The organism is Brevibacillus fulvus (assembly GCF_016908525.1).
Classification (GTDB): domain Bacteria; phylum Bacillota; class Bacilli; order Brevibacillales; family Brevibacillaceae; genus Brevibacillus_G; species Brevibacillus_G fulvus.
This window is the reverse complement of sequence record NZ_JAFBEB010000002.1, coordinates 91,451-117,112: the sequence shown is the minus strand read 5'-3', so window position 1 is coordinate 117,112 and position 25,662 is coordinate 91,451. Positions and strand designations below refer to the sequence as shown.

Annotated in this window: 23 protein-coding genes; 3 read left to right on the top strand and 20 right to left on the bottom strand. The window is 51.9% G+C overall.

The features are described 5' to 3' along the window. Positions 1-13: 13 nt before the first annotated feature. The 7 genes from JOD01_RS03915 to JOD01_RS03885 all read right to left on the bottom strand — a co-directional run bounded on the left by JOD01_RS03915 (position 14) and on the right by JOD01_RS03885 (position 6,912). Positions 14-1,444: a PTS transporter subunit IIC gene (locus tag JOD01_RS03915; RefSeq protein WP_204516940.1), complete on the bottom strand. Its 1,431-nt coding sequence runs from the start codon at positions 1,442-1,444 to the stop codon at positions 14-16. A 15-nt stretch (positions 1,445-1,459) separates the two neighbouring features. After that, the gene (locus JOD01_RS03910) at positions 1,460-1,762 is read right to left on the bottom strand and encodes a PTS sugar transporter subunit IIB (RefSeq protein WP_204516939.1); all 303 of its coding nucleotides are present in this window, start codon (positions 1,760-1,762) and stop codon (positions 1,460-1,462) included. A 21-nt stretch (positions 1,763-1,783) separates the two neighbouring features. Continuing rightward, positions 1,784-2,242 (bottom strand): PTS sugar transporter subunit IIA, encoded by a 459-nt coding sequence (locus tag JOD01_RS03905; RefSeq protein WP_204516938.1) that lies wholly within the window; start codon positions 2,240-2,242, stop codon positions 1,784-1,786. Between the two features lie 46 nt (positions 2,243-2,288). Beyond that, on the bottom strand, positions 2,289-4,136 hold the full coding sequence (locus JOD01_RS03900) for a BglG family transcription antiterminator (protein WP_204516937.1): 1,848 nt from the start codon (positions 4,134-4,136) through the stop codon (positions 2,289-2,291). Between the two features lie 99 nt (positions 4,137-4,235). Beyond that, positions 4,236-4,769 (bottom strand): hypothetical protein, encoded by a 534-nt coding sequence (locus tag JOD01_RS03895; protein WP_204516936.1) that lies wholly within the window; start codon positions 4,767-4,769, stop codon positions 4,236-4,238. A gap of 333 nt (positions 4,770-5,102) precedes the next feature. Continuing rightward, positions 5,103-6,275, bottom strand: coding sequence for a glycerate kinase (locus JOD01_RS03890; protein WP_204516935.1), 1,173 nt, complete (start codon positions 6,273-6,275; stop codon positions 5,103-5,105). A 61-nt stretch (positions 6,276-6,336) separates the two neighbouring features. Continuing rightward, complete coding sequence (locus JOD01_RS03885) at positions 6,337-6,912, bottom strand: P-loop nucleotide/nucleoside kinase family protein (protein WP_204516934.1); 576 nt, start codon at positions 6,910-6,912, stop codon at positions 6,337-6,339. Positions 6,913-7,185: 273 nt separating this feature from the next. Between JOD01_RS03885 and JOD01_RS03880 the strand changes: the two genes are divergently transcribed. The 3 genes from JOD01_RS03880 (at position 7,186) to JOD01_RS03870 (ending at position 10,189) form a co-directional block, all read left to right on the top strand. Then, on the top strand, positions 7,186-7,977 hold the full coding sequence (locus JOD01_RS03880; protein ID WP_204516933.1) for an IclR family transcriptional regulator: 792 nt from the start codon (positions 7,186-7,188) through the stop codon (positions 7,975-7,977). 47 nt (positions 7,978-8,024) lie between these two features. Further along, complete coding sequence (locus JOD01_RS03875) at positions 8,025-8,669, top strand: bifunctional 2-keto-4-hydroxyglutarate aldolase/2-keto-3-deoxy-6-phosphogluconate aldolase (RefSeq protein ID WP_204516932.1); 645 nt, start codon at positions 8,025-8,027, stop codon at positions 8,667-8,669. Between the two features lie 218 nt (positions 8,670-8,887). Next, positions 8,888-10,189 (top strand): MFS transporter, encoded by a 1,302-nt coding sequence (locus JOD01_RS03870; RefSeq protein ID WP_204516931.1) that lies wholly within the window; start codon positions 8,888-8,890, stop codon positions 10,187-10,189. Positions 10,190-10,546: 357 nt separating this feature from the next. Here the strand turns inward: JOD01_RS03870 and JOD01_RS03865 are convergent, their stop codons facing one another. The 13 genes from JOD01_RS03865 to JOD01_RS03805 form a co-directional block, all read right to left on the bottom strand. Continuing rightward, positions 10,547-10,843 (bottom strand): DUF3846 domain-containing protein, encoded by a 297-nt coding sequence (locus JOD01_RS03865; protein ID WP_204516930.1) that lies wholly within the window; start codon positions 10,841-10,843, stop codon positions 10,547-10,549. A 130-nt stretch (positions 10,844-10,973) separates the two neighbouring features. Continuing rightward, positions 10,974-12,683 carry a methyl-accepting chemotaxis protein gene (locus tag JOD01_RS19955; protein WP_204516929.1) on the bottom strand — a complete coding sequence of 570 codons (1,710 nt, stop codon included), beginning with the start codon at positions 12,681-12,683 and terminating at the stop codon, positions 10,974-10,976. 154 nt (positions 12,684-12,837) lie between these two features. Next, complete coding sequence (locus JOD01_RS03855; RefSeq protein WP_204516928.1) at positions 12,838-14,007, bottom strand: MFS transporter; 1,170 nt, start codon at positions 14,005-14,007, stop codon at positions 12,838-12,840. Further along, the gene (fba, locus tag JOD01_RS03850) at positions 14,004-14,882 is read right to left on the bottom strand and encodes a class II fructose-1,6-bisphosphate aldolase (RefSeq protein ID WP_204516927.1); all 879 of its coding nucleotides are present in this window, start codon (positions 14,880-14,882) and stop codon (positions 14,004-14,006) included. The genes JOD01_RS03855 and fba overlap by 4 nt, the downstream gene beginning before the upstream one ends. Positions 14,883-14,906: 24 nt before the next feature. Further along, the gene (locus tag JOD01_RS03845; protein WP_204516926.1) at positions 14,907-16,367 is read right to left on the bottom strand and encodes a CoA-acylating methylmalonate-semialdehyde dehydrogenase; all 1,461 of its coding nucleotides are present in this window, start codon (positions 16,365-16,367) and stop codon (positions 14,907-14,909) included. A gap of 30 nt (positions 16,368-16,397) precedes the next feature. Then, positions 16,398-17,408, bottom strand: a complete 1,011-nt coding sequence (gene iolC, locus JOD01_RS03840; protein ID WP_204516925.1) for a 5-dehydro-2-deoxygluconokinase — start codon at positions 17,406-17,408, stop codon at positions 16,398-16,400. Beyond that, entirely contained in the window at positions 17,405-18,244 is an 840-nt protein-coding gene (gene iolB, locus JOD01_RS03835) for a 5-deoxy-glucuronate isomerase (protein WP_204516924.1), read from the bottom strand. The genes iolC and iolB overlap by 4 nt, the downstream gene beginning before the upstream one ends. Beyond that, positions 18,241-19,197, bottom strand: a complete 957-nt coding sequence (iolE, locus tag JOD01_RS03830; protein WP_204516923.1) for a myo-inosose-2 dehydratase — start codon at positions 19,195-19,197, stop codon at positions 18,241-18,243. Before iolE ends, iolB begins: the two co-directional genes overlap by 4 nt. 30 nt (positions 19,198-19,227) lie before the next feature. Continuing rightward, positions 19,228-21,162: a 3D-(3,5/4)-trihydroxycyclohexane-1,2-dione acylhydrolase (decyclizing) gene (gene iolD / locus JOD01_RS03825; RefSeq protein ID WP_204516922.1), complete on the bottom strand. Its 1,935-nt coding sequence runs from the start codon at positions 21,160-21,162 to the stop codon at positions 19,228-19,230. 29 nt (positions 21,163-21,191) lie between these two features. Next, positions 21,192-22,028 carry a sugar phosphate isomerase/epimerase family protein gene (locus JOD01_RS03820; RefSeq protein WP_204516921.1) on the bottom strand — a complete coding sequence of 279 codons (837 nt, stop codon included), beginning with the start codon at positions 22,026-22,028 and terminating at the stop codon, positions 21,192-21,194. A 29-nt stretch (positions 22,029-22,057) separates the two neighbouring features. After that, positions 22,058-23,059: an ABC transporter permease gene (locus JOD01_RS03815; protein ID WP_204516920.1), complete on the bottom strand. Its 1,002-nt coding sequence runs from the start codon at positions 23,057-23,059 to the stop codon at positions 22,058-22,060. Between the two features lie 21 nt (positions 23,060-23,080). Then, positions 23,081-24,589, bottom strand: a complete 1,509-nt coding sequence (locus JOD01_RS03810; protein WP_204516919.1) for a sugar ABC transporter ATP-binding protein — start codon at positions 24,587-24,589, stop codon at positions 23,081-23,083. 42 nt (positions 24,590-24,631) lie between these two features. Continuing rightward, on the bottom strand, positions 24,632-25,627 hold the full coding sequence (locus tag JOD01_RS03805; RefSeq protein ID WP_204516918.1) for a sugar ABC transporter substrate-binding protein: 996 nt from the start codon (positions 25,625-25,627) through the stop codon (positions 24,632-24,634). Positions 25,628-25,662: the final 35 nt, after the last annotated feature.

Below are 25,662 nucleotides of genomic sequence, written 5' to 3'. Positions count from 1 at the left end.
CTCCTCCTGTCCGCTAGGAAGCGTGTGCTGTCGTGGTCTGTTCATCCAAGGTGTTCTTCGCCGCCTGCCGATCGAGATAGTCGTAGATCGCAGTTTTGTGTTTGCGGAAGAAGTACCAGAGGACGAAGTATATGACCACCGCCAACCCGATCAACAGCGGATTTTTGCTTAAAAAGGCAAGGAACACCAGTCCCATCAATGGTTTTCCCAGTATGTTGAAGCTGGTAATCAACAGCGCGCCTGCCGGCAAGGACACCCCGACATCTTTGGCGATCTCGGTAAACATCGGCGCAGTATAGGTACACATGTATAGCCCCAGGCCGAACCAGATCGTTCCATTGACGATGACTTTCAAAATGTTTCCGTTCGTAATCGACACCAACCCCTGCACCATAAACGGCAGTGCCAACAAATCGACGACCGGCAGCACTTTGTTTCCGGGCAGGATCATCGCGATCACGACCATAATCGGGATGAGGATGACGCCGCAAATTAACGTCGCCTGTTCACCGAAACCGGTGGCATCATTGACCCCCAAATACCATTCGCGGTTGGAGCCTTTCTCTTTTTTCACCGTACTTTTGCGAGCGGCTTCCGTAATCGGCAGAAACGCCTGGGCAAACAGGCCGGCGACACGGGGGAAAATCGCCATCACGGCGCTTGTGGCGATCCCGACCATGGCGATCGAACCCCATGCCGACAACGTATTTAAGGTTGTCAGATTTCCCAATATTCCGATAAACACACCAAGCAACAATCCCAATGTGACCGGTTCACCCAAAAAGCCCATCCGCTTTTGCAAAGTTTCCGGATTCAGCTTGATTTTATGAAACCCGAGTTTGTTCAACAGCGGGTCCATTGCGATTCCAAACAGAGTCGCTTCGATATTGTGCATGGCGATAATCGTACAGTTCGGATATTTGTAATAGGACGACCATCGTCTCGCCATCAGTTCGGCATTCAGCAAACTGTATAAGTTCAGCAGGATCATGCAGCCGAGCGACAAAAACATATTGTCAGTCGCCAGGTAGACCATCGAGCCCCAGATAATGTACGAATAATTGTTCCACAAGTCGGAAGGCTGAAACACATCCGTCCATTTGACGAGAAACAGCATCGTTTGCAAAAGCAGCCCGACCGCCAGGTAGATCATTCCCGCTTCCGTAGAAAATCCGACGATTGCGGTGGCCTGCCAGCCGACGTCAAAACCGGACAGAGTGATTCCCGTTGTCTCCACCATCTTTTGGATGACCGGGGAAATGATCGGGGTAAACGAACTGAGCACCAGCGTGAACCCCTGAAGTCCGATTCCCGCGTATAAAGCGGACATTGCCGCTTTTTTGGCCGGTACTTTCAAGCATAGGGCAATAATGAAGACAATGACCGGAACCAGAACAGGCGCCCCGAACGTATCGAAAATCTCTTTTAACGTGGCAAGGAACACGGCTGACTCCCCCTTTTATTTGGCCAATGAACGCAAGGTTTGCTCCACTTCGTCATAAAATTCCTCCTCGCCAATCCCTGTCAGACAGCCAACGGCACTGATCGTCGGTATCCCGTAATCGGCGGCAGGCAGCGGACTCGTATGGACAATCAGGTCATAGCTGCCGCTTTGCGCATAATTGAGCGCCTCTGTCGGCTTGGCTTCCGTCGTCTTGACCTGCAATCCCCTCTCTTCCATGCTCTCTTTCACCTTCTCCGCCACCATCGACGATGTGACGGTCCCCGATCCGCACACAGACAAAATGTTAAATCGTTTCATGCCAGCGTCCCTCCTGATTATTCATCCGTTTTTCACTGCCAGAGCAGCGCTCATAAGTTGGTAAATGCCCTGACTGTCCGCTGTCTCGAGCATTTGCCTCAACAGAGCTTCGTCTTGAAAAATAGCCGTTAGCTTCTTCAACAATTCCACTTGTTCACGCGGATCTCGCACAGCCAGCAAGAAGACGAGCTGCACCCCGATTTCCGTCGCAGGATCGACCATCAGTCGAAAGTTGACCGGTTGGGCAAGCGTTGCCAGAGCAATCGTCGATTTGACGACATGGGTCGCATCGGTATGGGGGATGGCCACATTCACAGCGCCTGTCTGCAAGCCGGTAGGCAGCGTTCGCTCACGCTGAAGCACAGCGTCGATAAATGTTGCGGCGACGTATCCGGCGTTCAGCAGTTTTTGCCCCAAAATTCCGATCACTTCCTCGTTGCTGGCCGCTGTCAGTTTGGGAATGAAAAATTCTTGCAGCATGATAACTCCTCTCCTTTCGTTATCCTTCTCTCTCTATCCGCTCCAGCTAGTAGGCGCGCAGAATGTCCGTAAAAGAAGCAAAATCTTCGGCCTGGATCAGTTCCTTGACCGTTTCTTTGTTTTTGACCAGCTGATGAAGCCGCTTAAAAATTTTGTAGTGATGCTCCCGGTCCACTTCGCTGGGCAAAAGCAGAAACACAAGTTGGACGTGGCTGCTGCCCCACAGAATGCCTTTTTGATTAATGCCGATAAAAATCTTCGTCTCTCCAAGATCTTCCCGCTCGATTGGATGGGGCATCGCTACCCCGTTGCCTACCTCAGTCGAAGACATTTCCTCCCGTGCCAACAAGGAATCGAGCAAATGTTCAATTTTCATTTCCGTGACGAACCGCTGCAAAAAATCGATTTTCGTCTCTTCCTGCATCAGCAAGAACCGGTCCGGACTCAAGGTTCGCTCCAGAAAATCATGGTTAATCGCGCAAGCAATTTTCTCCATATCCCCGTCATCCAGAAATTCCTGTACCCGGACGATCGGGGTGCCTCGCTGCTCCAACTCCATTGCGGAAATAATCAGTGACACATCCGGTTCGATTCGTTCCAGTGTTTGCATGGAGTATTCCCCGACAATTTCAATGTCAAGAAAAGTTCGCTCAATTTTCTGCCGAAACAGCAGCGAGGCGCCGATCCCGCTCCCGGGGACAATCGCTACTTTCACCTTCTGTTTTTTCGTCTGTTCCATATGGGCAGCGAGGTGGAGCGCAATGTAACCGATTTCACTTTCCGGCACGTCAAGGTTTAACGACTTTTCCAAACGATGGGCCAACAAAGCGGCGATATGGTAGGCGAGCAAATATTCCATTTTGATTTCCGACAAAAACGGGTTATCCACATACAATTGAAACCGCAACGGGTATTGGACTTTGGCCAAATGGTACAGCAATCCTGCGACCAGTTGCCGATCCTCGGTAAAGCGAAATCCATATTGCTCGCCAAGCATTTGCAAACTTTCTTCAATCTCCGTTTTTAATCGTTCGCTAACCTGGCTTGTGTCGTAATCAGAATGGGGAACCAACCGCTGGCTGATCAGATGCAAACCAAAATGAATCCGCTCATGCTGATTGATGGAAATCCGGCAAATTCGCTCCACTTCATCCAGGATCGCGTCGGCCAGCCGGAACTCTTCATACTGTTCTGACATCTTGATTTTGGTTTCGGCAATCGTTTCCCCCTGGCGCAGACGATAAACGGTGATGACCAAATGGGCCAACAAGCTGCTTAACTTCTGTGTTGGAAGCCGACTGACATACTTGGTGAGCTGATCAATAATCACTGTAGTCAACGGGTGCAGTTCCGCTTCCTTGATCCAGTCGCGAAAACAAACGAGAAACTCCTGATGCAATTCCTGGATGGTCATAAAATTCTTTTCGACCAAACTTTCCAGCAGCAATCGTTTGTCAAACTCATCTCCAACCAGACGGACACCTTGAAACACTAACGCTTCAATCGACAGGTTTCTTTTCTGGGACGTAATCAACTGGGCGATTTTTTGAATGTCGGCGCGGATCGTTTGCGGAGAAAAATAGATCAGACGGGATAATTGGTCGTAAGTGATCCAGTCGCTGCTGTCCAGCAGCGCTTTGACAATATAAAAGGCTCGCCCTTCAAATTCGTGGTGCTGTCGTTGTTTGAACCCGGTCAGCTGTCCGCTCAGCTGATAACCCTGGCGGTTGTTGGAGATGATCCGCGCCCCGAGCAAATAATGGTCGTTTAATTCCTTGATGTCGTTTCTCAAGGTTCGCGAGCTGATGTTCAACTGTTGGCTCAATTCTTTTCCGGTCACAAAGCCTGGTGTATTTTGAAGGATATGAAGAAGCTTGGCGTATCGCTCTCGCATCGGAATCCCCCCTGCTTCTCTATCTTAAAAAAGGAATGCCGTTCATCACAGCGTATATCTTTGCCGCAGAGTGAGGAAAGAAAAATGTGTCCGCAAAAACTACTCCGCTTTTTGGCGACGGCTCATAAAGCCCTTCTCCGGCATGTCCCCAAACATCCGAAATTTTTTCCGCTCATTTCCCGGCGCAGCAAAGATCGGCTCCTGCCAAGCCTGGTAGCCATAGATTAACAAAGAAATCGCCAAGATGACGAGAAAATATTGCCAGGCAGAAATCTTATGTAACGTCGCTACCCCCGTTTTATCCAACAAAGGGAAGACAACAAACGCAAAAATGGCGTCCATCGCCACATTTGTCAATAAATAAATCCAGAACTTGCGGTATGTCAGGACAAAAATCCACAGAGTGCCGACCGTGAAAATACCGTAGGCAAAGCTGACATCAATCATGTATCCCCAAGGGACGATGGATTGATGAATTGTCCACCATTTAAAGGTATAAGCGATTTGAAAGATGATCGTCATCAACAAAGCGGTAAAAATCGTTACCGGCATATAGCGCTTGATCGTTTGCTTATCGAGCCAAAATAACGACAGCCATGGAACCACCAGCAACAGAACGAGCACAAACCGCATGGTGCATACCTCCTGCCAACAAGAATAAAAAACTCATACCAGTTAGGGTGGAGGAAACGTTCTGTTTTTATCCATGCAAAAAAAAAATAGCGGTCCGCCTGCTCAGAATGGACCGCATTAATAATCCCCCAAGATTATTAACGTTAAAAACTATATACCTAAATGCTGAATTTTTAAATGGTAAATTAAGAAAAAATGCAAAAAATGAACAGAAACAAAGAAAAAAGCGGCCCTCTGCATAGTTTGGCCGCATACCCAAGAATTTTGTTTATAGATGGATAAATTCCCTGTGATCTAATAATGCCGGATTTTTAAGGTAAATCATATAGTGGGTTATTGGTAACGTTGGTCGGTTTTGCCAAGCTGCGAAACCGAACGGCCGCCTGTATAAATGCGCATGACTTGTTCCGCCGCACTTTCCACCAGAGCGGCAGCATCAGCCATCGCCACCTCCAGCGTCATCGGTCGATTGACGATACTGACAACCGCTTGAACACCGTGTTGGTACAAGCTGTCAATTCCTTGGCCAACCGAACCGGCCAATACAATCGTCGGGATTTTGTACCGCTGCGCCAGTTTGGCCACCCCAAGCGGAGTTTTTCCCTGTGCGGTCTGTCCATCGACCTGACCTTCGCCCGTGATCACCAAATCGCTGCCAGGCAGCAGCCTTTCCAATCCGGTTGCCTGGATGACCAGATCAATTCCCGACTGCAGTTTCCCGTCAAGCAACGCAAGCAACGCGCCGGCAATCCCTCCGGCTGCCCCTGCTCCCGGAAGATGATGAATCGCCACCCCAGTCGTTCGTTGGATCACATCGGCAAAATGAGTCAGATTTTGATCCAACCGTTCACACATTGTCCGGTCGGCCCCTTTTTGCGGTCCAAACACAAAGGACGCTCCCTTGGCGCCAATCAATGGATTGGTCACATCGCAGGCGATAATGAAACGGCACTCGGCCAGACGAGGATCGCATTCTTCCCGACGGATCTCGCGGAGTTTGTGAAGTTGCCCGCCTCCCCAGCCGATCGGTTGGCCCGCTTCACCAAGCAAGGCATAGCCGAGCGCTTGCAGCATGCCGGCCCCGCCGTCGTTTGTCGCGCTGCCGCCCAGTCCGAGCAAAAAATGCCTGCATCCCTGATCGAGTCCCGCTTTGATCAGTTGGCCAAAGCCGTATGTTGTCGTAATCGCAGGGTTGCGCTCCTGCGGTTCAAGCAAATAGAGACCGGAAGCAGCCGCCAGCTCGATCATGCAAGTCTGTCCATCGCCGAGAATGCCGTAGTCGGCGACAATGTCTCTGCCCAGCGGGTCTTTCACGATCGCTTGCAGTTTTCTGCCTTGTGTGGCATCAAGCAGGCACTGCAAAGTCCCCTCTCCGCCGTCAGCCATCGGCACCACCATAAAGCTGCCATCTGCGAGCACTTTTTTGAGCCCTCTTTCGATCGCCTCTCCCGCCTGTTTGGCAGTCAGACTCCCCTTAAACGAATCTGGCGCAATGACGACCTTCATCGGTTCACCTTCTTTTCGTGAATTGGTTAAGATTGCGGGATGTGTCTGTAAGAGTGTAGTCTCAACCGGAAAAAGGCAGAAGTTTTTGCAAACGACTTAGTTCAAACTCTTCCGGACTATTGTCAAACGAGATGATTTCAATCTCTTCCCATAAGCATCGCTTGGACTGAATACCTTCCACAAACGTTTGCCAGTGATCTATTTTCCATTGATCTCTCTGCAATCCTCTGGCTGCCATGCGCTGTTTCAGCACATCGAAATCTACGTGTACCTCAAGCACAAAAGGTGTAACATGCTCCCAACCGTATTTTGCGGTCAATTGCCGGATGTAATCCCGTTTGGAGAAATAACCCAAAAAGGGGGCGTCAAGCACCACGGACCGGCCAAGCTGCAAATTGTCATTGGCAATATGTAGCAAGGTCGTGTACTCTGCATCCATGACAACCTCACTGTAAAACGGATTGCCGTCTCGCTCATGCGGGGAATATCCCTTCGCTTCCAACAACATCCCCGTAAAAATGTTGCACACCATATCTTTATCAAGATAGCAGAAATTGTATTCGGTGGCCAAGCGTTTGCCGATTGTGGATTTGCCTGATCCGGCGGAACCAATCAAAAAGATAGCATAAGGCTTCATGGTCTATCCCCCCCAAAGACGCTTCTCATATTTTGTAAAAAAATCAAATGGTTCGCATATGCGAACTCAATTCGTGGTTTCGAACATTTAATTCAAGACTATAACGGTTTCAAACAAAATTCAATCCAGTTTTCCAATGAAAGCGTAAAAAAATTCATTGAAAATGGTTGATCTTTGGTAATTTGCTGATCTATAATGAGGGCATCGTTCGGTGATGTGAATCCGATTCACATATGCGAACTTAGACGTCGAATTCGTTGCAAAGGAGACTGTATGGAGAAAATTCGCCTTAACAAATCAGCGGAACGGGTTGTGGATCTTCTTGTCCTCTTTGCCAAATGTGGTACCTCACTGACACTGAATGAGATATGCACTCAACTGAATCTGCCCAAAAGCAGTGGATTTGAACTTGTCCAAACTTTACTGTACAAAGGTTTTTTGGAAATGGACGATCCCCGTCTGAAAACATACCGGCTTGGTATTGGTGTCTTTGAGACCGGAATGGCCTATCTGTCCAACATGGAAATTACCCAACTGGCAAGACCTGTACTTCAGGAGTTAAACCGGCAAACCGGCAGCACCGCTTTTCTCGGGATAGAAGATAAAGGAAAAATCGTCTATCTCGATAAAGCGGAGAGTTATTCTGTGATGCGGCCAACCGCAAAATTGGGTTCAAGACGCTATATGCATACGACCGGATTGGGAAAAGCACTGCTGGCGGCGCTTCCTACCGAAAAAGTTCTGACTATTTTAAGTGACGGCGAAATACCAGCGCGCACTCCCCTGTCCAAAGTAACGCTATCGGAAATCTTGCAAGACTTGAAAGAGATCCGTGAACGCGGCTATTCCATTGATGATCGTGAAGACAATATGGAAATGTACTGCATTGGATCTGCGATTTATGATCAATGGAATCAGCCAGTGGCTTCTATCAGTGTAGCAAGCATGTATTCGTCGATGACACCTGAGCGCAAGGAGATGATCGTGAAGCTGGTAAAAGAAGCGGCTTTGAAACTCTCTGTACAGCTCGGGTTCAGCGGTGACTGTTTGTATCCGCAAAGTTAGCAAAGCGGCTGAATCACTGTTTGGAGAAGAATGAGGAGGAAAAAGTCATGTGGAGAAAACTGGAAAACCTGCGCAAGATAGCGGATACCGGTATCGTGCTGATTATTCGTTCTGACGATGAGGAAGAGGCATTAAAAGTTGCAGATGCTGCGATTGCCGGAGGAATTAAAGTGTTGGAGATTACGATGAGTGTTCCCGGCGCGCTTGAGATCATCAAAACTTTGGTAAACAAATACTCTGCACGGGATATCGTAGTGGGAGCTGGAACTATTTTGGATGGTGAGACCGCTCGAGCCGCGATTATGGCCGGGGCCGAGCTGCTGGTTAGTCCGCAGCTGAATCCGGAAATGATAAAAATGGCCAACCGTTACCAGGCTGTTACCATCAGTGGCGCATTTACAGCGACAGAAATGGTTGAAACACTGGAAGCAGGAGCCGATTTGATCAAGCTGTTTCCAGCAGAGTCAGTTGGCCCTCGCTATGTAAAAGCGATGACAGCCCCGCTACCGCAAGCGCCGATCGTTCCAACCGGCGGCGTGACACCGCAAAATGTGCATGAATGGCTGAAAGCCGGCTGTATTGCTGTCGGTGTGGGAAGCTACATCACGAAAGCTGCCAGAGCCGATGGTGACTATCGCAAGGTGACCGCTGCAGCGGAAGAATTTCTGCAAGCGGTTGCTGCAGCCCGTTAAACTGTTCAGGTGGATGCGATTCACAGCGATTTGTTCCAGTAATACATGAATCGTTGTGAATCCGTATAACAAACAGAAAAGCTTGACTCATATATCAACATTTGTGAAAACGAATACAATATTCGTCCGTTATTTCATTAACTAAATCGTTTGGTCTGTTTGTAAGCGCTTCACATTGGAGCAGAGCTAACCTAACTACTTTAAGGAGAGTGACCATTGTGGCAAAACCAATAACCTCAACGGCTCCACAAGCTGTTCACACGAAAAAAATACGTTTGCGCTGGGGGATTATTCTTCTGCTCCTGCTTGGAGCGGTAGTCAATTATCTCGACCGCTCAAACCTAAGCATTGCCAACACGACAATCGCAGCGGAATTTGGGTTATCTTCTACCCAGATGGGCTTGCTTCTGTCTGCATTTCTTTGGCCATATGCACTGGCGAATCTTCCGGCCGGATGGCTTGTCGACAAGCTTGGACCAAAGAAAATGTTTGCGTGGGCTTCTGGTTTATGGTCCGTGGCAACAATCGTCAGCGCCTTTGTTAATTCGTTTTCTATGCTGTATGCTCTGCGCATTCTGCTCGGGGTATCCGAATCGCCCTTTTTTACTTCCGGACTAAAAGTGGCAGAACGCTGGTTTTCCAAAAGCGAGCGCGGACTGCCGACATCCATCATTAATACCGGTTCTCAGATTGCCAATGCCATAGCGCCTCCTTTACTAACCATTCTCATGCTGACAATGACGTGGCGAGGCATGTTCCTCTTTGTTGGGGCGGCAGGAATCATCATTATGCTGATTTGGTTAAAGGTATACCGCGATCCGACGCTAGCGGAGCAAACGCTGATCAAAGCGATGGAATTGACAGAAGAGTCTGCCGAGAACAACCGGCAAGCAAAAGCTTCATCTGGCAATTGGGGTTCTTTGTTCAAACATAAAAGCACCTGGTTTATGATAATCGGAAATTTCGGCATCATGTTTACCATCTGGGTATATCTGACCTGGCTCCCGAGTTATCTCGAAAAAGAACAAGGCTTCACACTTAAGGAAACCGGCTGGATCGCATCCATCCCGTTTTTTGCCGGAATTATTGGAGTTCTGATCGGCGGAATGATTTCCGACTTCTTTATTCGCAAGGGCGTAAATCCCGTAACGTCCCGTAAATTTCCAATCGTTGGCGGAGCGATTTTGGCCGCGGCATCAGTGGCGCCGATTCCGTTTATCGACAATACAACGCTCAGCATTCTGCTTTTAACGATCGGTTATTTTGCCTCACAGCTCCCTTCCGGGGTCATATGGACACTGGCAGCTGACATTGCACCGGCTGATCAGGTTTCGTCTCTGGGAGCCATCCAGAATTTTGGCGGATTTTTAGGGGCTGCACTCGCTCCGATTGCCACCGGTTATATTCTCGATGCAACCGGAAGCTTTAACAATGTCTTTTTGATGGGGGCAGGACTCCTGCTTCTCGGCGCTTTGTCTTACGGAGTGTTTTTGAAGAAGCCAATTGCCAAATCAGCGTGATAGCTTTTCTGACAAAAACAAATGCGGGGCGGATAGCGAAAACCATCCGTCCTGCACATTGGCAGCATCCGTAAACTTCAGGTCGGCCCATACTTCGGATTGAGAAAAGCTTCCTTGACTTCCTTATGCGCCCGCTGACGCTTATTTATAGCGACGAGTGTGTCGCTCTCCACAATTTGATATACTCGGCCGCTTCTACAACCAGTCTGCTCCCGGGATATCAACCAAATTCAAGGCCAGTTGCAGCTTCACTCCTCACTACTCTTTTGGAAAGTCTGCGTTACAACAGTCAGTAACTCTCCCACGCTTTCGAACGGCCAATCAAAGTGAGGAAGTGGCGCAACAGGAACGGTTTGTTTAAAGACGGATAAATTGGCTCTGAATATAATGAATATCTTGCTCTGTCAGATCTGTCATCTTTCCATCGTGACTTGTTTTGGCAATGATTAGCGGCCCTTTGATAATCCCTCGGGCAAAATGTGGATTGACGGGTAAATCTTCTTCATTCCCGTCTTGATTGCAGTATAAGGTAAGTTGATTGCCAAGCTGGATACACTCAAGCGATCCCCCCAGCTTTTCCTGCAGGACACTGTGCTCAGGAGCCATTTCCTGAACCTTGACCGCTTCTCCCGGAACAGCCACAAACACCTTCATCGATTCATTCTCCCTTTCCGCGTCGCTTTGCCCTTAGCATGCACGTTGATCAATCGTTTATGTGCCGTTCCATCCGCAAAAACGCCGAAAAGGCGTCCCTTCTGAAAAGGACGCCCCTTGGCGGAACCGTTTATCGTTTAAATTGGTTGATCAGGCTAAGCAATTCTTCGGCCCGTTTTGCCAGCGAATGCGCCGACGCCGTAATTTCTTCCATCGAAGCCAACTGTTCTTCCGTCGCGGCGGAAACGGTTTGCGTACCGGCCGCAGACTCGTTGGCGATCGCAGCCACATGGTTCATCAATTCGCCCAATTGCTCGCTGCCGGCGGACGCCTTGACGATCGCCTCTGTTACTTCCGTAATCTCCTGCGTCACTTCGTTAATGTTCTCATGGATATGTTTAAAGGTCTCCCCGACCGCTTGAACCGTCACCATACCGTTGGCAACTTCCGCGGTGGCGGTATCCATGGCGCTGACCGTTTGGATGATTTCCTCCTGAATCAGGGAGATGAGCTGGGAAATTCGTTCCGCCGACGCGGAAGATTGTTCGGCCAGCTTTCGCACTTCATCGGCCACTACCGCAAACCCTCTGCCATGCTCGCCAGCGCGCGCCGCTTCAATCGCCGCATTCAGGGCGAGCAAATTGGTCTGTGCGGCAATGCCGGTAATCACTTCAATAATTTGACTGATTTCCTGTGAACGATCGCCCAATACTTTGACGACGGCAGCCGATTCGAGTACGGTTTGGTTGATCGTATTCATTTGGGTGACGACTGTTTTCACCGACTCGCCGCCGGATGTGGCCCGTTGCACTGCCCGTTTGGCAATGTCGGTCACATCTTCGGCATTTTTGGCGATGATCTCCATATTCGCGATGGCCTGGTTCACCACTTGCAAGCTCTGATTGACGCTCTGCAGCTGCTGTTCCGCCCCTGCGGTGACTTCCTGCACGGTGGAGGCAATATGCTCGGTAGCCTGACCGGTTTGCTCCGCGCTGGCGTTCAACTCTTCTGAAGCGGCGGCCACTTGCTCCGCATTCGTACTTACCTGGTTGACAATTTGGCGCAAATTCACAATCATTTGATTAAATGAACGGGCCAGTACGCCAATTTCGTCCTGATTTTTCACCTTGATCGGGTCGATGGCCAGATTGTAGGCGGCCAATTGTTGCGCCGCTTCAGACAACTTGCCGATCGGTTGGGCGATCAGCCGGGAAATATAGGTGGCGATGGCAACGGCGATTACAACGGCCAAGATCAGCACGATAATAATGATGGAGGTAGCGCGCAGATGTTCCGTCTCCGTCAAAGCGTTTGCCTGACTGGCCATGTCTTCGTTTATTTTGCCGATTTGCTGGGCCAACGCATTGACTTCAACGCGCAGCGGTTTCGTTTCTGTCGAATACAATTGATAAGCTGCCGCTTTCTCGTTGTTTAAGCCAAGCTCTTGCACGCGTCTGACAGATTGTTGCAATTGGGTATACTTCTCTGTAAACTCTGCAAACTTGGCCTGTTCTTCTGCTGTTAATTGAGTGGCTTTATATGCCGCAAATGTTTCTTCGTTTTCGGCAAAATTGTCGTCAATTTCTTTGCCGAGGTTTTGATTGAGCGACCGATCTTCGTTGATCAGCAACTCCATCAAGGAATTGTCGATGGCGCGGTTATTGATGCGGATCTCATCAACCAATTGGATCGGCAACAGATTGTCCTCATACATCGATTTGGAGAATTTGGCCATATTTTCGGTATAATAATATCCCGTTACCGCCATCCACAATAAAAAAATCACAAAGGAGAAGATGAGAAGTAGCAATTTTTTTGTAACACTTAGTCTATGTAGCACTTTTTACACTCCTTCGATTTTTTTGAGTCTTACTAAATATACCATGTCTTGGCTCCTAACGTAACTTCTGACTGCACTTTCTATTGGTTCCAAAGACGCTTTCAAACATAAAAATTCCTGGGTCAGACGCACCAGGAATTTTTATTGCTGCATACTACTTACGGTTCACTTTGGACAGGGATGAATCTCGGAATCTCCACTGAATCGCCAAACCGGCACCTAACAAACCGACCAGACCGGCGAATACAAATCCGCCGAACAAGCCATACAGATGATTGAAGCCACCAGCCAGAAACGGGCCGCTAAAAATCCCGATCGCCAACAAAGTCTGAAAAAATCCCATCGCGGTTGCCCGCTTTTCCGCCGACACCGTCTGTCCAACCATGCCCATCAGTAAAGGAAGCACCATGCCTAACGCAAAACCGTTAAGCAACTGGGTCAGACAAAGCCAGAGGAGATGCGGGCCGAGCGGAATCAGCAGCAAAGACAGCGCCGATCCAAGAAACCCGCCGATCAGGGTGCCCCATGTTCCCAAGCGGGGGACGATTGTGCTTGCCGTCAAAATGGAGGAAATGGCGTGCGGAACCATAAACGAAACGACCAGGTAGCTGACGGCGCTCTCGCCGCATCCCAAAGAAAGGGCGTACGCGGGCAAAAAGCCGTAGATTGTGCTGAACAGGATGCAATGCGCCAGCAAAGTCAGCCAGGAGAGCCGGATCAGCCGCTGCTCTTTCAACACGCCCGCCAATTGACTGATGTCGACGGGGCGCTCGCTTCTGGCTTGCCGGTCCCGCTCCGCCAACGTCAAAACAAACCCGATCGCTCCTATGCCTGCTCCGGCTACAAAAACAGATCGCCAGCCCCAAAGGTCGACCAAATAGCCGCTGGCCACCATCGCCAGCAACTGGGAGAGGACGGAGACAAACTGGATCATCCCCATCGCTTTGGCCGCTTCCTCCTTTTGATAATGGCTCAAGTAAGTAACAGTAAAGACAACCCAGGTGGCGGCCGACAGACCAGCCAATGTCCGCCAAACGAGCGACCAGCCCAAACCGTCAGTAACGGCAAAGCCCAACGCACTGACCATCCCGGCGAACACTCCCCACCGGACAAACGGGAGGCGAATTTGCTTGAAGTCAGATACGATCCCCAGCGGCAGACGCAATAAGACTTGCAACACCCCGTAACTGGCCAGCACAAGCCCGACGTAAGCATAGTTGGCGCCCCGCTCTTTCAGGTAGGGAGCCAGCATCGGCAGATATACATAATGGGAAAACCAAAACGCGAAAGTGATCAGCAAAAACCGCAGCTGAATCGTTCTCACAATGGCATCCTTTCCGCTTTTCCGCAGCAGCCGAATTGGCGGATTTTCGCTTTGACCGCGTCCTTCATCGCTTCCCGCGCCGCTCCCATATATTGCCGCGGATCATACAGTCCCGGTTGTTCCGCCAGCTGCTTTTGAATCGCTTGAACAGCGGCCAGCTGATTCTCGGTATTGACATTGATTTTCGCTGTGCCCAACGAAATGGCCCGGGCGATCTGTTCGGCAGGAATTCCGCTGCCGCCGTGCAAAACAAGCGGAACACCCGTTAACCGCCGGATTTGCTCCATGCGGGAAAATCCGAGTTTGGGCTCTCCGCGATAAAGCCCATGAACAGAACCGAGGGCAGGGGCCAGACAGTCGACCCCGGTCTCCTGCACCAGCAGCTGACACTCTTCCGGACTAGCGTACCAGGCATCCGGCTCCGCCACATACAGATCATCCTCCTGCCCGCCAATCCGGCCCAGTTCGGCTTCCACCGATACGCCCAAGGCGTGCGCTGCCTCGACCACTTTGCGGGTAACGGCAATATTGGTGTTTAGCGGAAAGTGGGAGGCATCGATCATCACCGAGGTAAACCCGGCCTTGATCGCCTGCAGGCATTGTGCAAAAGATTGGCCGTGGTCGAGATGGAGCGCCACCGGAACGGTGATCTTGTATTCCTCGATCAGCGCCCTGACCAGCGTGGCCGCTACCGTCAATCCGCCGAGATGATGGAAATAGCCGGGACTAACCGCGACGATCACCGGTGCGCTTTCCTCTTGTGCAGCCTGCAAAATGGCTTGGGCAAATTCCAAATTGCCCAGGTTGAAATGGCCGACCGCATAGTTTTGCTCCATCGCTTTGCGCAACATGTCCGTCATTGAAACCAGGGGCATGCGTGCTCATCCTTTCTGAACATCCTACCAACGGGCGGTGACCATTTTTTTGCGTGTATAAAACTCTACGCCGTCTGTACCGTTGGCATGGAGGTCCCCGTAAAACGAATGTTTCCATCCCGAGAATGGAAAAAAGGCCATCGGTGCGGGTACCCCCAGATTCACCCCTAACATGCCGGCATCAATCTCCTCGCGAAACTTGCGCACATGGCTGCCATTTTGCGTGTAAATGCAGGCGCCATTGGCAAAACGGGATTGATTGGTCAGCTGAATCGCCTCATCCAATGTAGCGACACGGACGACGGACAGCACCGGAGCAAAAATCTCGTCTTGCCAGATCGTCATTTCGGTTGTCACCCGGTCAAAGATGGTGGGACCGAGAAAATAGCCAGGCTGGCCGCCAGCCGCATCCGCTCGCCCGTCCCGCACGAGCACAGCTCCTTCCCGCTCGCCCCGTTCGATATAGCGAAGCGTCCGTTCTTTATGGGCGTCACGGATCACCGGACCGAGAAAGACATCCTGCTCCAGTCCATTGCCGATTTTCAATTCATTTGCGGCGCTGCTGAGCTTTTCCACCAGCAGATCGGCGATTTCGCCCACGGCCACGACCACCGAAGCGGCCATGCACCGTTCACCGGCAGAACCAAAGGCGGCCGTGGTGATTTGCTGGACGGCATGCTCCAGGTCCGCATCCGGCATCACGATCGAATGATTTTTCGCTCCAGTCAACGCTTGCACCCGTTTGCCATTGGCCGCCGCCGTTTTATACACATATTCGCCAACCGGCTGCGACCCGACAAACGAGATCGCCTTGACATCGGCGTGATCCAACAGCCCGTTCACCACATCGTGGGCACCGTGGACGACATTCAGCACGCCATCGGGCAGACCCGCTTGCTGGAACAGTTCAGCCAGACGATTGACCGTCAGCGGTGTCCGCTCCGATGGTTTCAGCACAAACGTATTGCCGCAAGCGATCGCCAGCGGGAACATCCAGCAAGGAACCATCATCGGGAAGTTGAATGGGGTAATCCCGCCGACAATCCCGACCGGATAGCGATACATCCCAGACTCGATCCCTGTGGCAATATCCGGAAGCTGTCTGCCCATCATCAGCGTGGGGGCTCCTGCGGCAAATTCGACACATTCGATCCCGCGCTGGACTTCGCCGTATGCTTCGTTGTAGCTTTTGCCATTTTCCAACGTGACCAATTTGGCGAGCTCTTCCCAATGTTCGACCAAAAGCTGCTGATATTTGAACAAAATCCGGGCGCGCCGCGGGACGGCCGTTTGGCTCCATGCGCGGTAGGCTTCCTTGGCCGCAGCCACCGCCATCTCCAGATCGTTGCGCGACGACAGCGGCACATGGGCAAGCACCTCGCCCGTAGCCGGATTTGGCACGACTTCCGTTTGCGAAGAAGCGGCAGGCACCCACCGCCCGCCGATAAAGTTTCTGACGACTTGGGCACTTGTTGCACGATTCATTGCGTCCTTCCCCTTTCTCTGCTTCGGTTTTCAGGAGCCGACAATTTCGCCGTTGCGGCATTTGGCGATATACGCTTCAATCTGCTCCTGCGTCGGCATCGCCTCGGAGCAGCTGTGCGACGAGATGACGATTGCGGCGGCAGCCGCGCCAAATTCCGTCGAGCGGGAAATGTCCCAGCCTTGCATCAGGCCATAGATGAAACCGGCGGCATAAGAATCGCCGGCGCCAAATGTCTTGACCACCTTGGCCGGGAACGTGACACCCGGGTAACGCTCCCCCTGGCGCGTATAGGCGATCGAACCGTGTTTGCCATGTTTGATGACGACAACGCTTGCCTGATAGCCAAACCATTTGCGGGCAGTCGTCTCGTCGTCCTCCTCGGCATTTCGTTCAAAACGTTCCATCATCGAAAATTCTTCGCGCGTACCGATAAGAACATCGCACTTTTCGGCCGCCAGATTGTAATAGATCGCCGTTTCCGCCGGTGAGGTCCAGGAGTATGGCCGATAGTCGAGATCGAAAAAGACAACCGCGCCATGCTTGCGCGCGTAATGCAACGCCAGCAAGATCGCTTCGCGGGACGGGCTTTTGGCCAACGCAGTCCCCGAAATCAAGATCGCTTTTGCCTGCTTCAGATATTCTTCATTAATATCTTGCGGCTCCAGCTTGAGATCGGCGGCATTGTCACGGTACATCAGGATGCTGCAGTCTGTCGGGCTCTTGATTTCCGTAAAAGCCAACCCCGTGACGCTGCCCGAGCGGTCGGTCAGGACGGAAGCTGTATCAATTTGATTGTCCTGTAAATAGCGGACAATGAATCGGCCCAGTTGGTCGTCGGCCACCCGCCCGACAAAACCTGTTTTCATGCCCAAACGGGCCATCCCGATTGCGATATTGGCCGGAGATCCGCCGACATACTTCGTGAAAGTGACCGTCTCCTCCATCGGGCGATTGATCTCATTCGCGTTCAGGTCAATGCACAGGCGGCCCAACGCCACGAAGTCCAGCGGCTTGTCGCGGTCAAACGTCAACGGATTCATCGCGCTTCCCTCCTTGGCTGATTTGCGGTCAACTTGCTTGGCATAATCCATTCATGAGCCGGATCGTTCTTGAACTTCCAGGTGCGGACCGGCCCTGCCATCACATTGAGATAATACAGCTCGTAGCCGGGCGGAGCGGACACCGGATGATAGCCTCTCGGGACTAACACAACATCGCCATTGCTGACAAGCAGCTGCTCATCGAGGGAACGGTCGTCGGTATACACCCGCTGTACGGCAAAGCCGCCTTGCGGATTGATCAGATGATAATAGGTTTCTTCCAGATACGATTCTTCCGGCAGCCGCTCCTGGTCGTGCTTGTGTGGCGGATAGCTGGACCAGTTCCCTTCGGGCGTGAACACTTCCACTACCAGCAAACTGTCCGCCGGCTGTTGTTCAGGAAGAATGTTATGGACTAGCCGCTCGATATTCCCCGCACCGCGAAGTTCCACGCCGACATCCTCCGGCGAGATCATCCGGGCGGGGTACGTGCCTTTGCCGGGAGCAAGGCAGACCGCTACCTCCAAATTGGTGAGCGCTTCCACCTGATAATGGTCTTGAGGCGGCACATACACCGAATAGGGCGGAAGCTTCTCAAACACGTCCATGCGCTGACCGAGCGATCGCCACTTTTCCCGGCGGGTGGAAACATCGGCTTTGCCGCTCAACAGAACAAGGCACGCTTCCTGCGCTCCCGTTTCCTTGCGCAAGCTCTGCCCCCTCTCCAACTGATACACTTCAAAGCCGACATAGTTCCAGCCTGCCATTTCCGGCGTTACCAACGATACTCTGCCAGTTTCATCCCGTTTTTGCCGGGGAACAATCAAACGGCTCATCCTCTTTCCCCCTGTCTTGGCAAGCGGATCTCCTCGCCAACATTTTTCAGCGTTTGTTCAATATAATCTTTGGCCATCTTGGCGTAGGTGTACGGATCGGCGACGGCGGGGTCCTGCTCGGCTTCCACGATCACCCAGCCGGCATATTGACTCTGCAGCAGTCGGCGAAAAATCGGCACAAAGTCGATGCATCCGTCGCCTGGCACCGTAAACAATCCCTGCAAAACCGCCGACCGAAAATCGAGTTGATGCATTCTCACGTGCTTAAGTACTTCGGCTCGCACATCCTTTAGATGAACGTACTTGATCCGCTTCTCGTACTTCATCCATAACGCCAGCGGATCATAACCGCCATACAGCGCGTGCCCGGTATCAAACAAGAGATGGACCAATCCGGGAGCGGTCTCGGCCATCAGGCGATCGATTTCCTCCGCCGTTTCCACCACCGTCCCGGCGTGATAATGATAAACCAGTTCCAAGCCGAGCGCCTGAGCGATCCCCGCCGCTTGATGCAGGCCATCCACCAGCGTTTGCCACTGTTCATCCGTCAGCTTGCGGATGCCGGTCTCTTGCGGTGAACGCCGCGGGTCCCAGTGAATCGATCCGCCCATCTCGCAGACGATCACATGCCGACAACCCATTTCCTTCAGATACTCTGCCCACTCCCGGAACGAGTCCAGTTCGGCTTGCTGACGATCGCGGTCGGACAACAGCACCCCGACAAATTTACTGGCCAATTGCAAGCCATGCGCAGCCAATTTCTCGCGAAGCGCCGCGGGCTCCTGGGAAAACAGACGTCCCATTTCTGTGGAACGATACCCGAGCGAGGCCATTTCGCGCAGTACCTGGTCCTGCGTATAATGATCGCCCAACCCGGGAATGTCATCGTTTACCCAACTGATCGGGGCAATGCCGATGCGAAACTGCTCGTTTGTTTCCTGAACGGTTGCCATTGCAGCCCACCTCTATCCAAAAAAGTCAAGTCAATACTTTCTCGCTGTTTTCAGCTTGGCTTCCTTATGCCGGTACGCTTCCGCCACCTTGGAATTTCCGGAAACAGCCGCGACTCCTGCGTGCCACCAAGATTCATATCCTGCCGTCATCGTTTTCGGCAACACTTTGATGTCAATCAATGTTGAACAAGGTTGTTGTTTGGCGTCGGCCAGCGCTTCCTTCAGCTGCTCAAGCGTATGGGCCCGGTATGTTTTGACCCCGTAGCCCGCTGCGCTTTGGGCAAAATCGATTTTCATCCAGCCGCCATCCAGTTTGCCGCTTGTTGGATTGCGAAAACGGAATTCTGTCGCAAAGCTGCCCATGCCGTTTTCCATCTGCAAATTGTTGATACAGCCAAACGAGGCGTTGTCAAACAACAGCACGTTGATTTTTTGGCCTTCCTGCAAACTGGTCACCAATTCGGAATGCAGCAACAAATAACTGCCGTCGCCCGCCATCGCGTACACCTCTTTGTCCGGTTCCGCCAGTTTGACGCCCAGCGCACCGGCAATCTCGTAGCCCATGCAGGAATAGCCGTACTCCATATGGTAGGTATGCGGACGGCGAGATTGCCACATTCGTTGCAAATCCCCAGGCAGACTTCCCGCCGCCCCGACAATGATCGCGTCCTCGTTAATCAGCTCGTTGATCAGGCCGATCACTTCCGTCTGGGTCAGACATGACTGAAACGTCTCCACGAAGGCAGGCAACACTTCGTCGCGGTGTCCGGCAACTTCCGGAACGAACCCCTGCCCTAGATAGCGGATCTGGCGCAGTCGGGCCAACTCGTCGGCCCATGCTTGTTTGACCTGGGCGATCTGGTCGGTATAGGCGGAACGATAACCTGCCCGGTCCAACTCCGCTTCCAATGCCGGCAAAGCCAGTTTGGCGTCAGCGACCAGTTTCGTCGCGTCCAGCTTGCAAGCGTCATACGGGGACACGTTGATCGTCAAAAATTCCACAGCGAGATGCTGAAACAGTTGTTTGGAACCGGTTGTAAAATCGGTATAACGGGTGCCGATGCCAATGACGAGATCTGCATCCCGGGCGATCAGATTGGCGGCCAAATTGCCAGTGACGCCGATTCCGCCCAAATTGTAGGCATGCTCGCTCTCGATCGCGCTTTTCCCCGCTTGCGTCTCCCCATACGGAATGTGGAATTTTTCCGCAAAACGCCGCAATTCGTCAGCCGCTTCCGCATAGCGAACGCCTCCGCCGCAGATGATGAGCGGCCGCTGTTTTCGTTTGATCAACTCCACTGCCTGCTGCAAATCGGCCGCAGTCGGAACCCTGCGGTCTATGCGATGCACCCGCTGCTGAAAAAATGCTTCCGGAAAGTCGTATGCTTCCGCTTGCACATCCTGCGGCAAACAGACTGTGACCGCTCCGGTGTCGGCCGGATCGGTCAGCACCCGCATGGCATGGAGCATGGCGGACATCAATTGCTCAGGCCGGCTGACCCGGTCCCAATACTTGCTGACGGCACGAAACGCATCATTGGTCGTGACCGTGAAATCATGGCGATGTTCGACTTGTTGCAGCACAGGATCGGGCTGTCTGCTCGCAAACGTGTCACCAGGCAAAAGCAGCAGCGGAATTTGATTGGCAGAGGCCGTTGCCGCCGCTGTCACCATATTGGCTGCTCCCGGTCCGACGGAAGAGGTGCAAGCGATAATTTGCCTGCGCCGTTTTTGCTTGGCAAAGGCTACGGCCGCCTGGGCCATCCCCTGCTCATTGCGCCCTTGGTAAACTTCCAGCGCCCCCGGATCTTCTTCCAGCGCCTGACCCAAACCGAGCACATTGCCGTGTCCAAAAATCGTGAATATCCCTTTGACAAAGCGTTCCCGCTGTCCGTCAAACTCGACATATTGCTGGTTCAAAAATTTGACTAACGCTTGCGCCGTCGTTAAGCGGATCGTTTTCATCCGTTTGCTCCCCCCAATTTTCCTGATGGTTATTCGTTTGGAAAATAGCGGCGAATCACGCGTTCCGTCGTCTCCTTGCCCATCCGGACGACCTGCTCCACCTCCCACTCCCAATACTCGGGCCGAAACAGCTCAAGCGACGTCATTTCGTCATAACCAATGTCCCGCAAAGTTCGCAAGATGCTGTCTAAATCAATCGCGCCGGTGCCTGGCCATACCCGATGGTGATCGCGCAAAGCGCCCGCAGGCAGATCTTCACAATCATCGAGGTGGAAAACGAACAATTTGCCGGGATCGGCCTGTTGCAAATCTTCCAGCCGCGAATTCATCGCATGGAAGTGAAAACAATCGAGAACCAGCCCGACGTTTTCCCGGTTGACGGCGGTGACGATCTCGTATGCCTGCGCAAACGTATTGACCGAACAGTTGGGATAGCCGCAAAATTCCAGAGCCAGCCGCATTCCGTACGTCTCGGCCAGCTCCGCCAACCGCTGCAAGACACCGACTGTTTCCTGTTTGATCTGCGTTTTGCTGTACTCCCCTACATCGAAGCTGGGCACCGCGATGATCGTCCGACAGCCAATCGTTTGACCGATCTGGCCCAGTTCATGCAGCTCCCTCTCGAGTTGCTGTCTCCCTGCCCTGTCGCGGAAAGTGACGAATTCCAGGGCATTCAAGGCAAAAGGTTTGAGCCGGTTTTGCCGAAAAAAGGCTTGCAGCTCATCGAGCGAAAATTCAGACAAGTATTCCCGCAATTTGTCACGGCGAATCTCAATGAAATCAAACCCGTATGATTCGCACAACTCCAGATCTTGCCGCAAGCTGGACCGCTTCATCGTCGTCGCTTGATTCAAGGCAATTTTCATGGCGCACTCCTCTTTTCCAATATTCTTGCTCACGATCGCCTGTTATGTTTGCGCGAGTCAAGATAAACCGCCGCCGTAATAATCGCGCCTTTGAGAATTTGCTGCCAATAGGATGAGACATTCAACAAATCGAGACCGTTATTCATCACTCCGATCACCAGCGCCCCGATGATCGTCCCGCCGATCGTGCCGATCCCGCCGGACAGACTCGTGCCGCCAATCACCGCCGCGGCGATTGCATCCAGTTCGTACATGTTGCCCGCAGTCGGCTGACCGGAAGCGATCCGGGAGGTCAAAATAATCCCGGCCAAAGCGGACAACAATCCCGCATAACCATAAATGCAAATTTTCACCCGGTCGATATGAATGCCGGCAATCATCGCAGCCTGTTCATTGCCGCCAATGGCATATACCCGTTTCCCGAATTTGGTTTTGTTTAACAAAAGATAGGTAATCACCCCGACAAACGCGAACAAGAGAATCGGAAACGGAATGCCGAAAATTTGACCCTGGCCAATGAATTTGAACGGCTCAGACAAATTGCCGATCGGCCGCCCGCCGCTGTAAAGCAAGGCCGCGCCCCGCGCCGCAGTCATCATTCCCAGCGTGACGATGAACGGAGCGATTTTTCCTTTGGAGATGATCGTTCCGTTAATGACACCGGTCAACAGTCCAAGGCCGAGTCCGACGATGATCGGAACAAACAGCGGCATACCGCCGGGCTGTGCCAGACTGGCCACAACTACGGAAACAAGCGCAATGACCGAACCGGATGACAGATCGATCCCGGTCGTAATAATGACTAACGTAACCCCAATCGCCACGATGCCGACGACCGACATTTGCTTGACAATATTGAGCAAATTGCTTGCCGTAAAAAAGGTTGGCGAAAGAATCGACATGAGGATCACCAAGGCGATCAGGATCAGCAACATTCCATAGCGGCTGAGAAACGCCAGGCTTTTCACTTTTAGCGGACTGTTGTTGGCGATCCTTTCCTGCTTTTTCACCGTCGTCGTTTCACTACTCATTTTGAATTCCCCCAGACATTTTCAGGCACTTGTGGTCAACCCCCCGGTTGCCAGTTGCATAATCTTTTCCTGCGTTGCCTCTTCCCTGCTCAACTCCCCCATTTTTCGCCCTTCATGCATCACCATGATCCGATCGCTTAGTCCAAGAATTTCGGGAAGTTCCGATGAAACCAGCACAATCGCCTTTCCTTTCTTGGCCAATTCAAAGATCAACTGATAAATTTCCGCCTTTGCCCCGACGTCAATTCCCCTCGTCGGCTCATCAAGCAGCAAAATCTCCGGATCGTGCAACAGCCATCTGGCAATCAAGACTTTCTGCTGATTGCCGCCGCTCAAATATTTGATAATCTGTTTCAATCCGGGCGTCTTAATCGCCAGCTGCTCATTTTGTTGACGACAAGCCTGTTCCATCTTCTTCTCGTCCAGAAACACGCCTTTTGCATACTGGTCAATGTTGAGAATGGTCATATTGTCTTCAACCGACAGCGGCAAAAACAAGCCGGTCTGCTTTCGGTCTTCGGTCAACAAGCCGATCCGGTGGGCGATTGCATCGCGCGGCGAGCGAATCAACGCTTTTTGGCCATGAATGAAAATTTCTCCCGTATCCGGCGGATTCACCCCAAATATCCCTTCCAATACTTCTGTCCGCCCGGAACCCATCAGGCCGGCGACGCCGAGAATTTCCCCTTTTTTCAGTTCAAAACTGACCTGCTCATATTTGCCTCTCCTCGCCAATTGGCGTACCGACATAATCGTCTCCCCGATCTGTGCCGGCGGTTTCCGGAAGATTTGCTGCACTTCCCGGCCGACCATCATCTCGATCAACTGCTCCCGAGTGGTGTTCAGGCTGGGCCGGGTGCCGATATATTTGCCATCCCGCAGTACGGTCAGCTCATCGGTGATTTCCGCCAATTCATCCATTTTGTGCGTAATATAAATGATCGACACACCTTCCTGTTTCAACGAACGGATGATCCGAAACAGATGAAAGACTTCCTTTTCCGTAATTGCCGAAGTTGGTTCGTCCATCACAATCAACTTGGCGTTATAGGAGATCGCCTTGGCAATCTCGACCATTTGCGTATTGGCGATGCTCAGTTCAGACATCCGCGCATGCGGATCAATCTCGATCTCCAGCCGTTCAAACAATCGCCTCGTCTGGTCGGTAAGTTCCCGCGCTTTTACCCAGCCGGTCAGCCGAAAGCTCGGTTCTCTGCCGAGGAAAATGTTTTCCGCCACTGTCATATTGGGAATCGGGCTTAACTCTTGGTGGATCATCGAGATGCCTTTGTCCAGCGCATCCTTGACCCCGCCCAGCTTCAATTCTTCCCCGTCAAACAAAATCCGGCCGCGATCGGGGGAATACATTCCGATTAAAATTTTCATGAGGGTTGATTTTCCGGCACCATTTTCGCCCATCAGCGCGTGGACTGTCCCTTTCCTGACCTTGAGCTGTACTTGATCGAGCGCTTTTACACCCGGAAACTCCTTGGTAATCTGTTCCATTTCCAATATAAACTCACTGCTCATGGCTACCCCCTCATTCTGCCAGGATGTTCACTTTCGGCTCGTTTACTGCCATTTTTGGATATACTCGTCGACGTTGTCCTTCGTCACCAGTTCATACGGCACCCAAGTGAACTTCTCGACCGTTTCCCCTCTCGCCGCCTTGATCGCCGTGGCAAGACCGCTCTCTCCTTGACCGCGCGCATTCTGGAAGACCGTCACTTGCAATTTCCCGCTTTTCACATATTCGAGCGCGTCCGGGGTGGCATCAATACCGGCGACGATCGTTTGCTCCAGCTTGCCGACCGCTTCCAACGCCATGATCGCGCCAATCGCCATCTCATCGTTGTTGGAGACAACCGCATCAATTTTTTGACCGGACTGCAGCCAGTTTTCCATTAACGTCATTCCCTTGGCGCGATCCCATTCTCCCGTACCTTCCAGCACGATCTGGATCCCGGGGTTTTGTCCGATCACCTGTTTGTTGCCTTCCGTACGTTTGATTTGCGCCTCCTGCCCCATCTGCCCGTTGATCAGCGCCACATTGCCTTTGCCGTTCAACATTTTGCTTACTTCTTCCATTTGCATCAAACCTGCTTTAATCGATTCGGAGCCGACGTAGGCGGTCGCATTTTCCACTCCGTCATACTGTCTGTTGACAACAATGATCGGAATGTTGGCGGCTTTTGCTTTTTCCACCATTTCCGGGGCGGAAACGGTATCGACAGGAATCAGCACAATTGCGTTTACTTTTTGCAAAACGAAATTTTCCACTTGGGAAAGCTGTTTGCTTGCGTCATTCATCGCATCGACATAGATCACCTCTACATCTTTTTGCGTGGCGGCATACTGTTCCATCCCATCCTGCAAGTAGCTCAGCCATTTGTCATCAAAATCGGGATGGGCCACGCCGATGACCAGCTTGCCGTCCGCCGCGGCGTTGCTGCCTTGCTGTTCCGATGCCGCAGTCGGCTGGGCCGCTTGCTGCCCTCCGCAAGCAGCCGAAACAAGAGCGACGACCAACACGCCAATGAGCCAAAACCAGTTTTTCTGTCTTTGCATAACGTGAATCCCCCTTTAAATTGAGTATCTGCCAG

What these genes read in the sequence shown, in the direction of transcription:
- JOD01_RS03895 (WP_204516936.1), bottom strand. Translation starts at nt 4,769, where the DNA reads ATGCGGTTTGTGCTCGTTCTGTTGCTGGTGGTTCCATGGCTGTCGTTA.
- iolE (WP_204516923.1), bottom strand. Translation starts at nt 19,197, where the DNA reads ATGGCAACCGTTCAGGAAACAAACGAGCAGTTTCGCATCGGCATTGCC.
- iolB (WP_204516924.1), bottom strand. Translation starts at nt 18,244, where the DNA reads ATGAGCCGTTTGATTGTTCCCCGGCAAAAACGGGATGAAACTGGCAGA.
- JOD01_RS03900 (WP_204516937.1), bottom strand. Translation starts at nt 4,136, where the DNA reads ATGCGAGAGCGATACGCCAAGCTTCTTCATATCCTTCAAAATACACCA.
- JOD01_RS03910 (WP_204516939.1), bottom strand. Translation starts at nt 1,762, where the DNA reads ATGAAACGATTTAACATTTTGTCTGTGTGCGGATCGGGGACCGTCACA.
- JOD01_RS03905 (WP_204516938.1), bottom strand. Translation starts at nt 2,242, where the DNA reads ATGCTGCAAGAATTTTTCATTCCCAAACTGACAGCGGCCAGCAACGAG.
- iolC (WP_204516925.1), bottom strand. Translation starts at nt 17,408, where the DNA reads ATGAATCCGTTGACGTTTGACCGCGACAAGCCGCTGGACTTCGTGGCG.
- JOD01_RS03865 (WP_204516930.1), bottom strand. Translation starts at nt 10,843, where the DNA reads ATGAAGGTGTTTGTGGCTGTTCCGGGAGAAGCGGTCAAGGTTCAGGAA.
- JOD01_RS03805 (WP_204516918.1), bottom strand. Translation starts at nt 25,627, where the DNA reads ATGCAAAGACAGAAAAACTGGTTTTGGCTCATTGGCGTGTTGGTCGTC.
- JOD01_RS03820 (WP_204516921.1), bottom strand. Translation starts at nt 22,028, where the DNA reads ATGAAAATTGCCTTGAATCAAGCGACGACGATGAAGCGGTCCAGCTTG.
- JOD01_RS03810 (WP_204516919.1), bottom strand. Translation starts at nt 24,589, where the DNA reads ATGAGCAGTGAGTTTATATTGGAAATGGAACAGATTACCAAGGAGTTT.
- JOD01_RS03885 (WP_204516934.1), bottom strand. Translation starts at nt 6,912, where the DNA reads ATGAAGCCTTATGCTATCTTTTTGATTGGTTCCGCCGGATCAGGCAAA.
- JOD01_RS03890 (WP_204516935.1), bottom strand. Translation starts at nt 6,275, where the DNA reads ATGAAGGTCGTCATTGCGCCAGATTCGTTTAAGGGGAGTCTGACTGCC.
- JOD01_RS03815 (WP_204516920.1), bottom strand. Translation starts at nt 23,059, where the DNA reads ATGAGTAGTGAAACGACGACGGTGAAAAAGCAGGAAAGGATCGCCAAC.
- iolD (WP_204516922.1), bottom strand. Translation starts at nt 21,162, where the DNA reads ATGAAAACGATCCGCTTAACGACGGCGCAAGCGTTAGTCAAATTTTTG.
- JOD01_RS03845 (WP_204516926.1), bottom strand. Translation starts at nt 16,367, where the DNA reads ATGAATCGTGCAACAAGTGCCCAAGTCGTCAGAAACTTTATCGGCGGG.
- JOD01_RS03875 (WP_204516932.1), top strand. Translation starts at nt 8,025, where the DNA reads ATGTGGAGAAAACTGGAAAACCTGCGCAAGATAGCGGATACCGGTATC.
- JOD01_RS03880 (WP_204516933.1), top strand. Translation starts at nt 7,186, where the DNA reads ATGGAGAAAATTCGCCTTAACAAATCAGCGGAACGGGTTGTGGATCTT.
- fba (WP_204516927.1), bottom strand. Translation starts at nt 14,882, where the DNA reads ATGCCCCTGGTTTCAATGACGGACATGTTGCGCAAAGCGATGGAGCAA.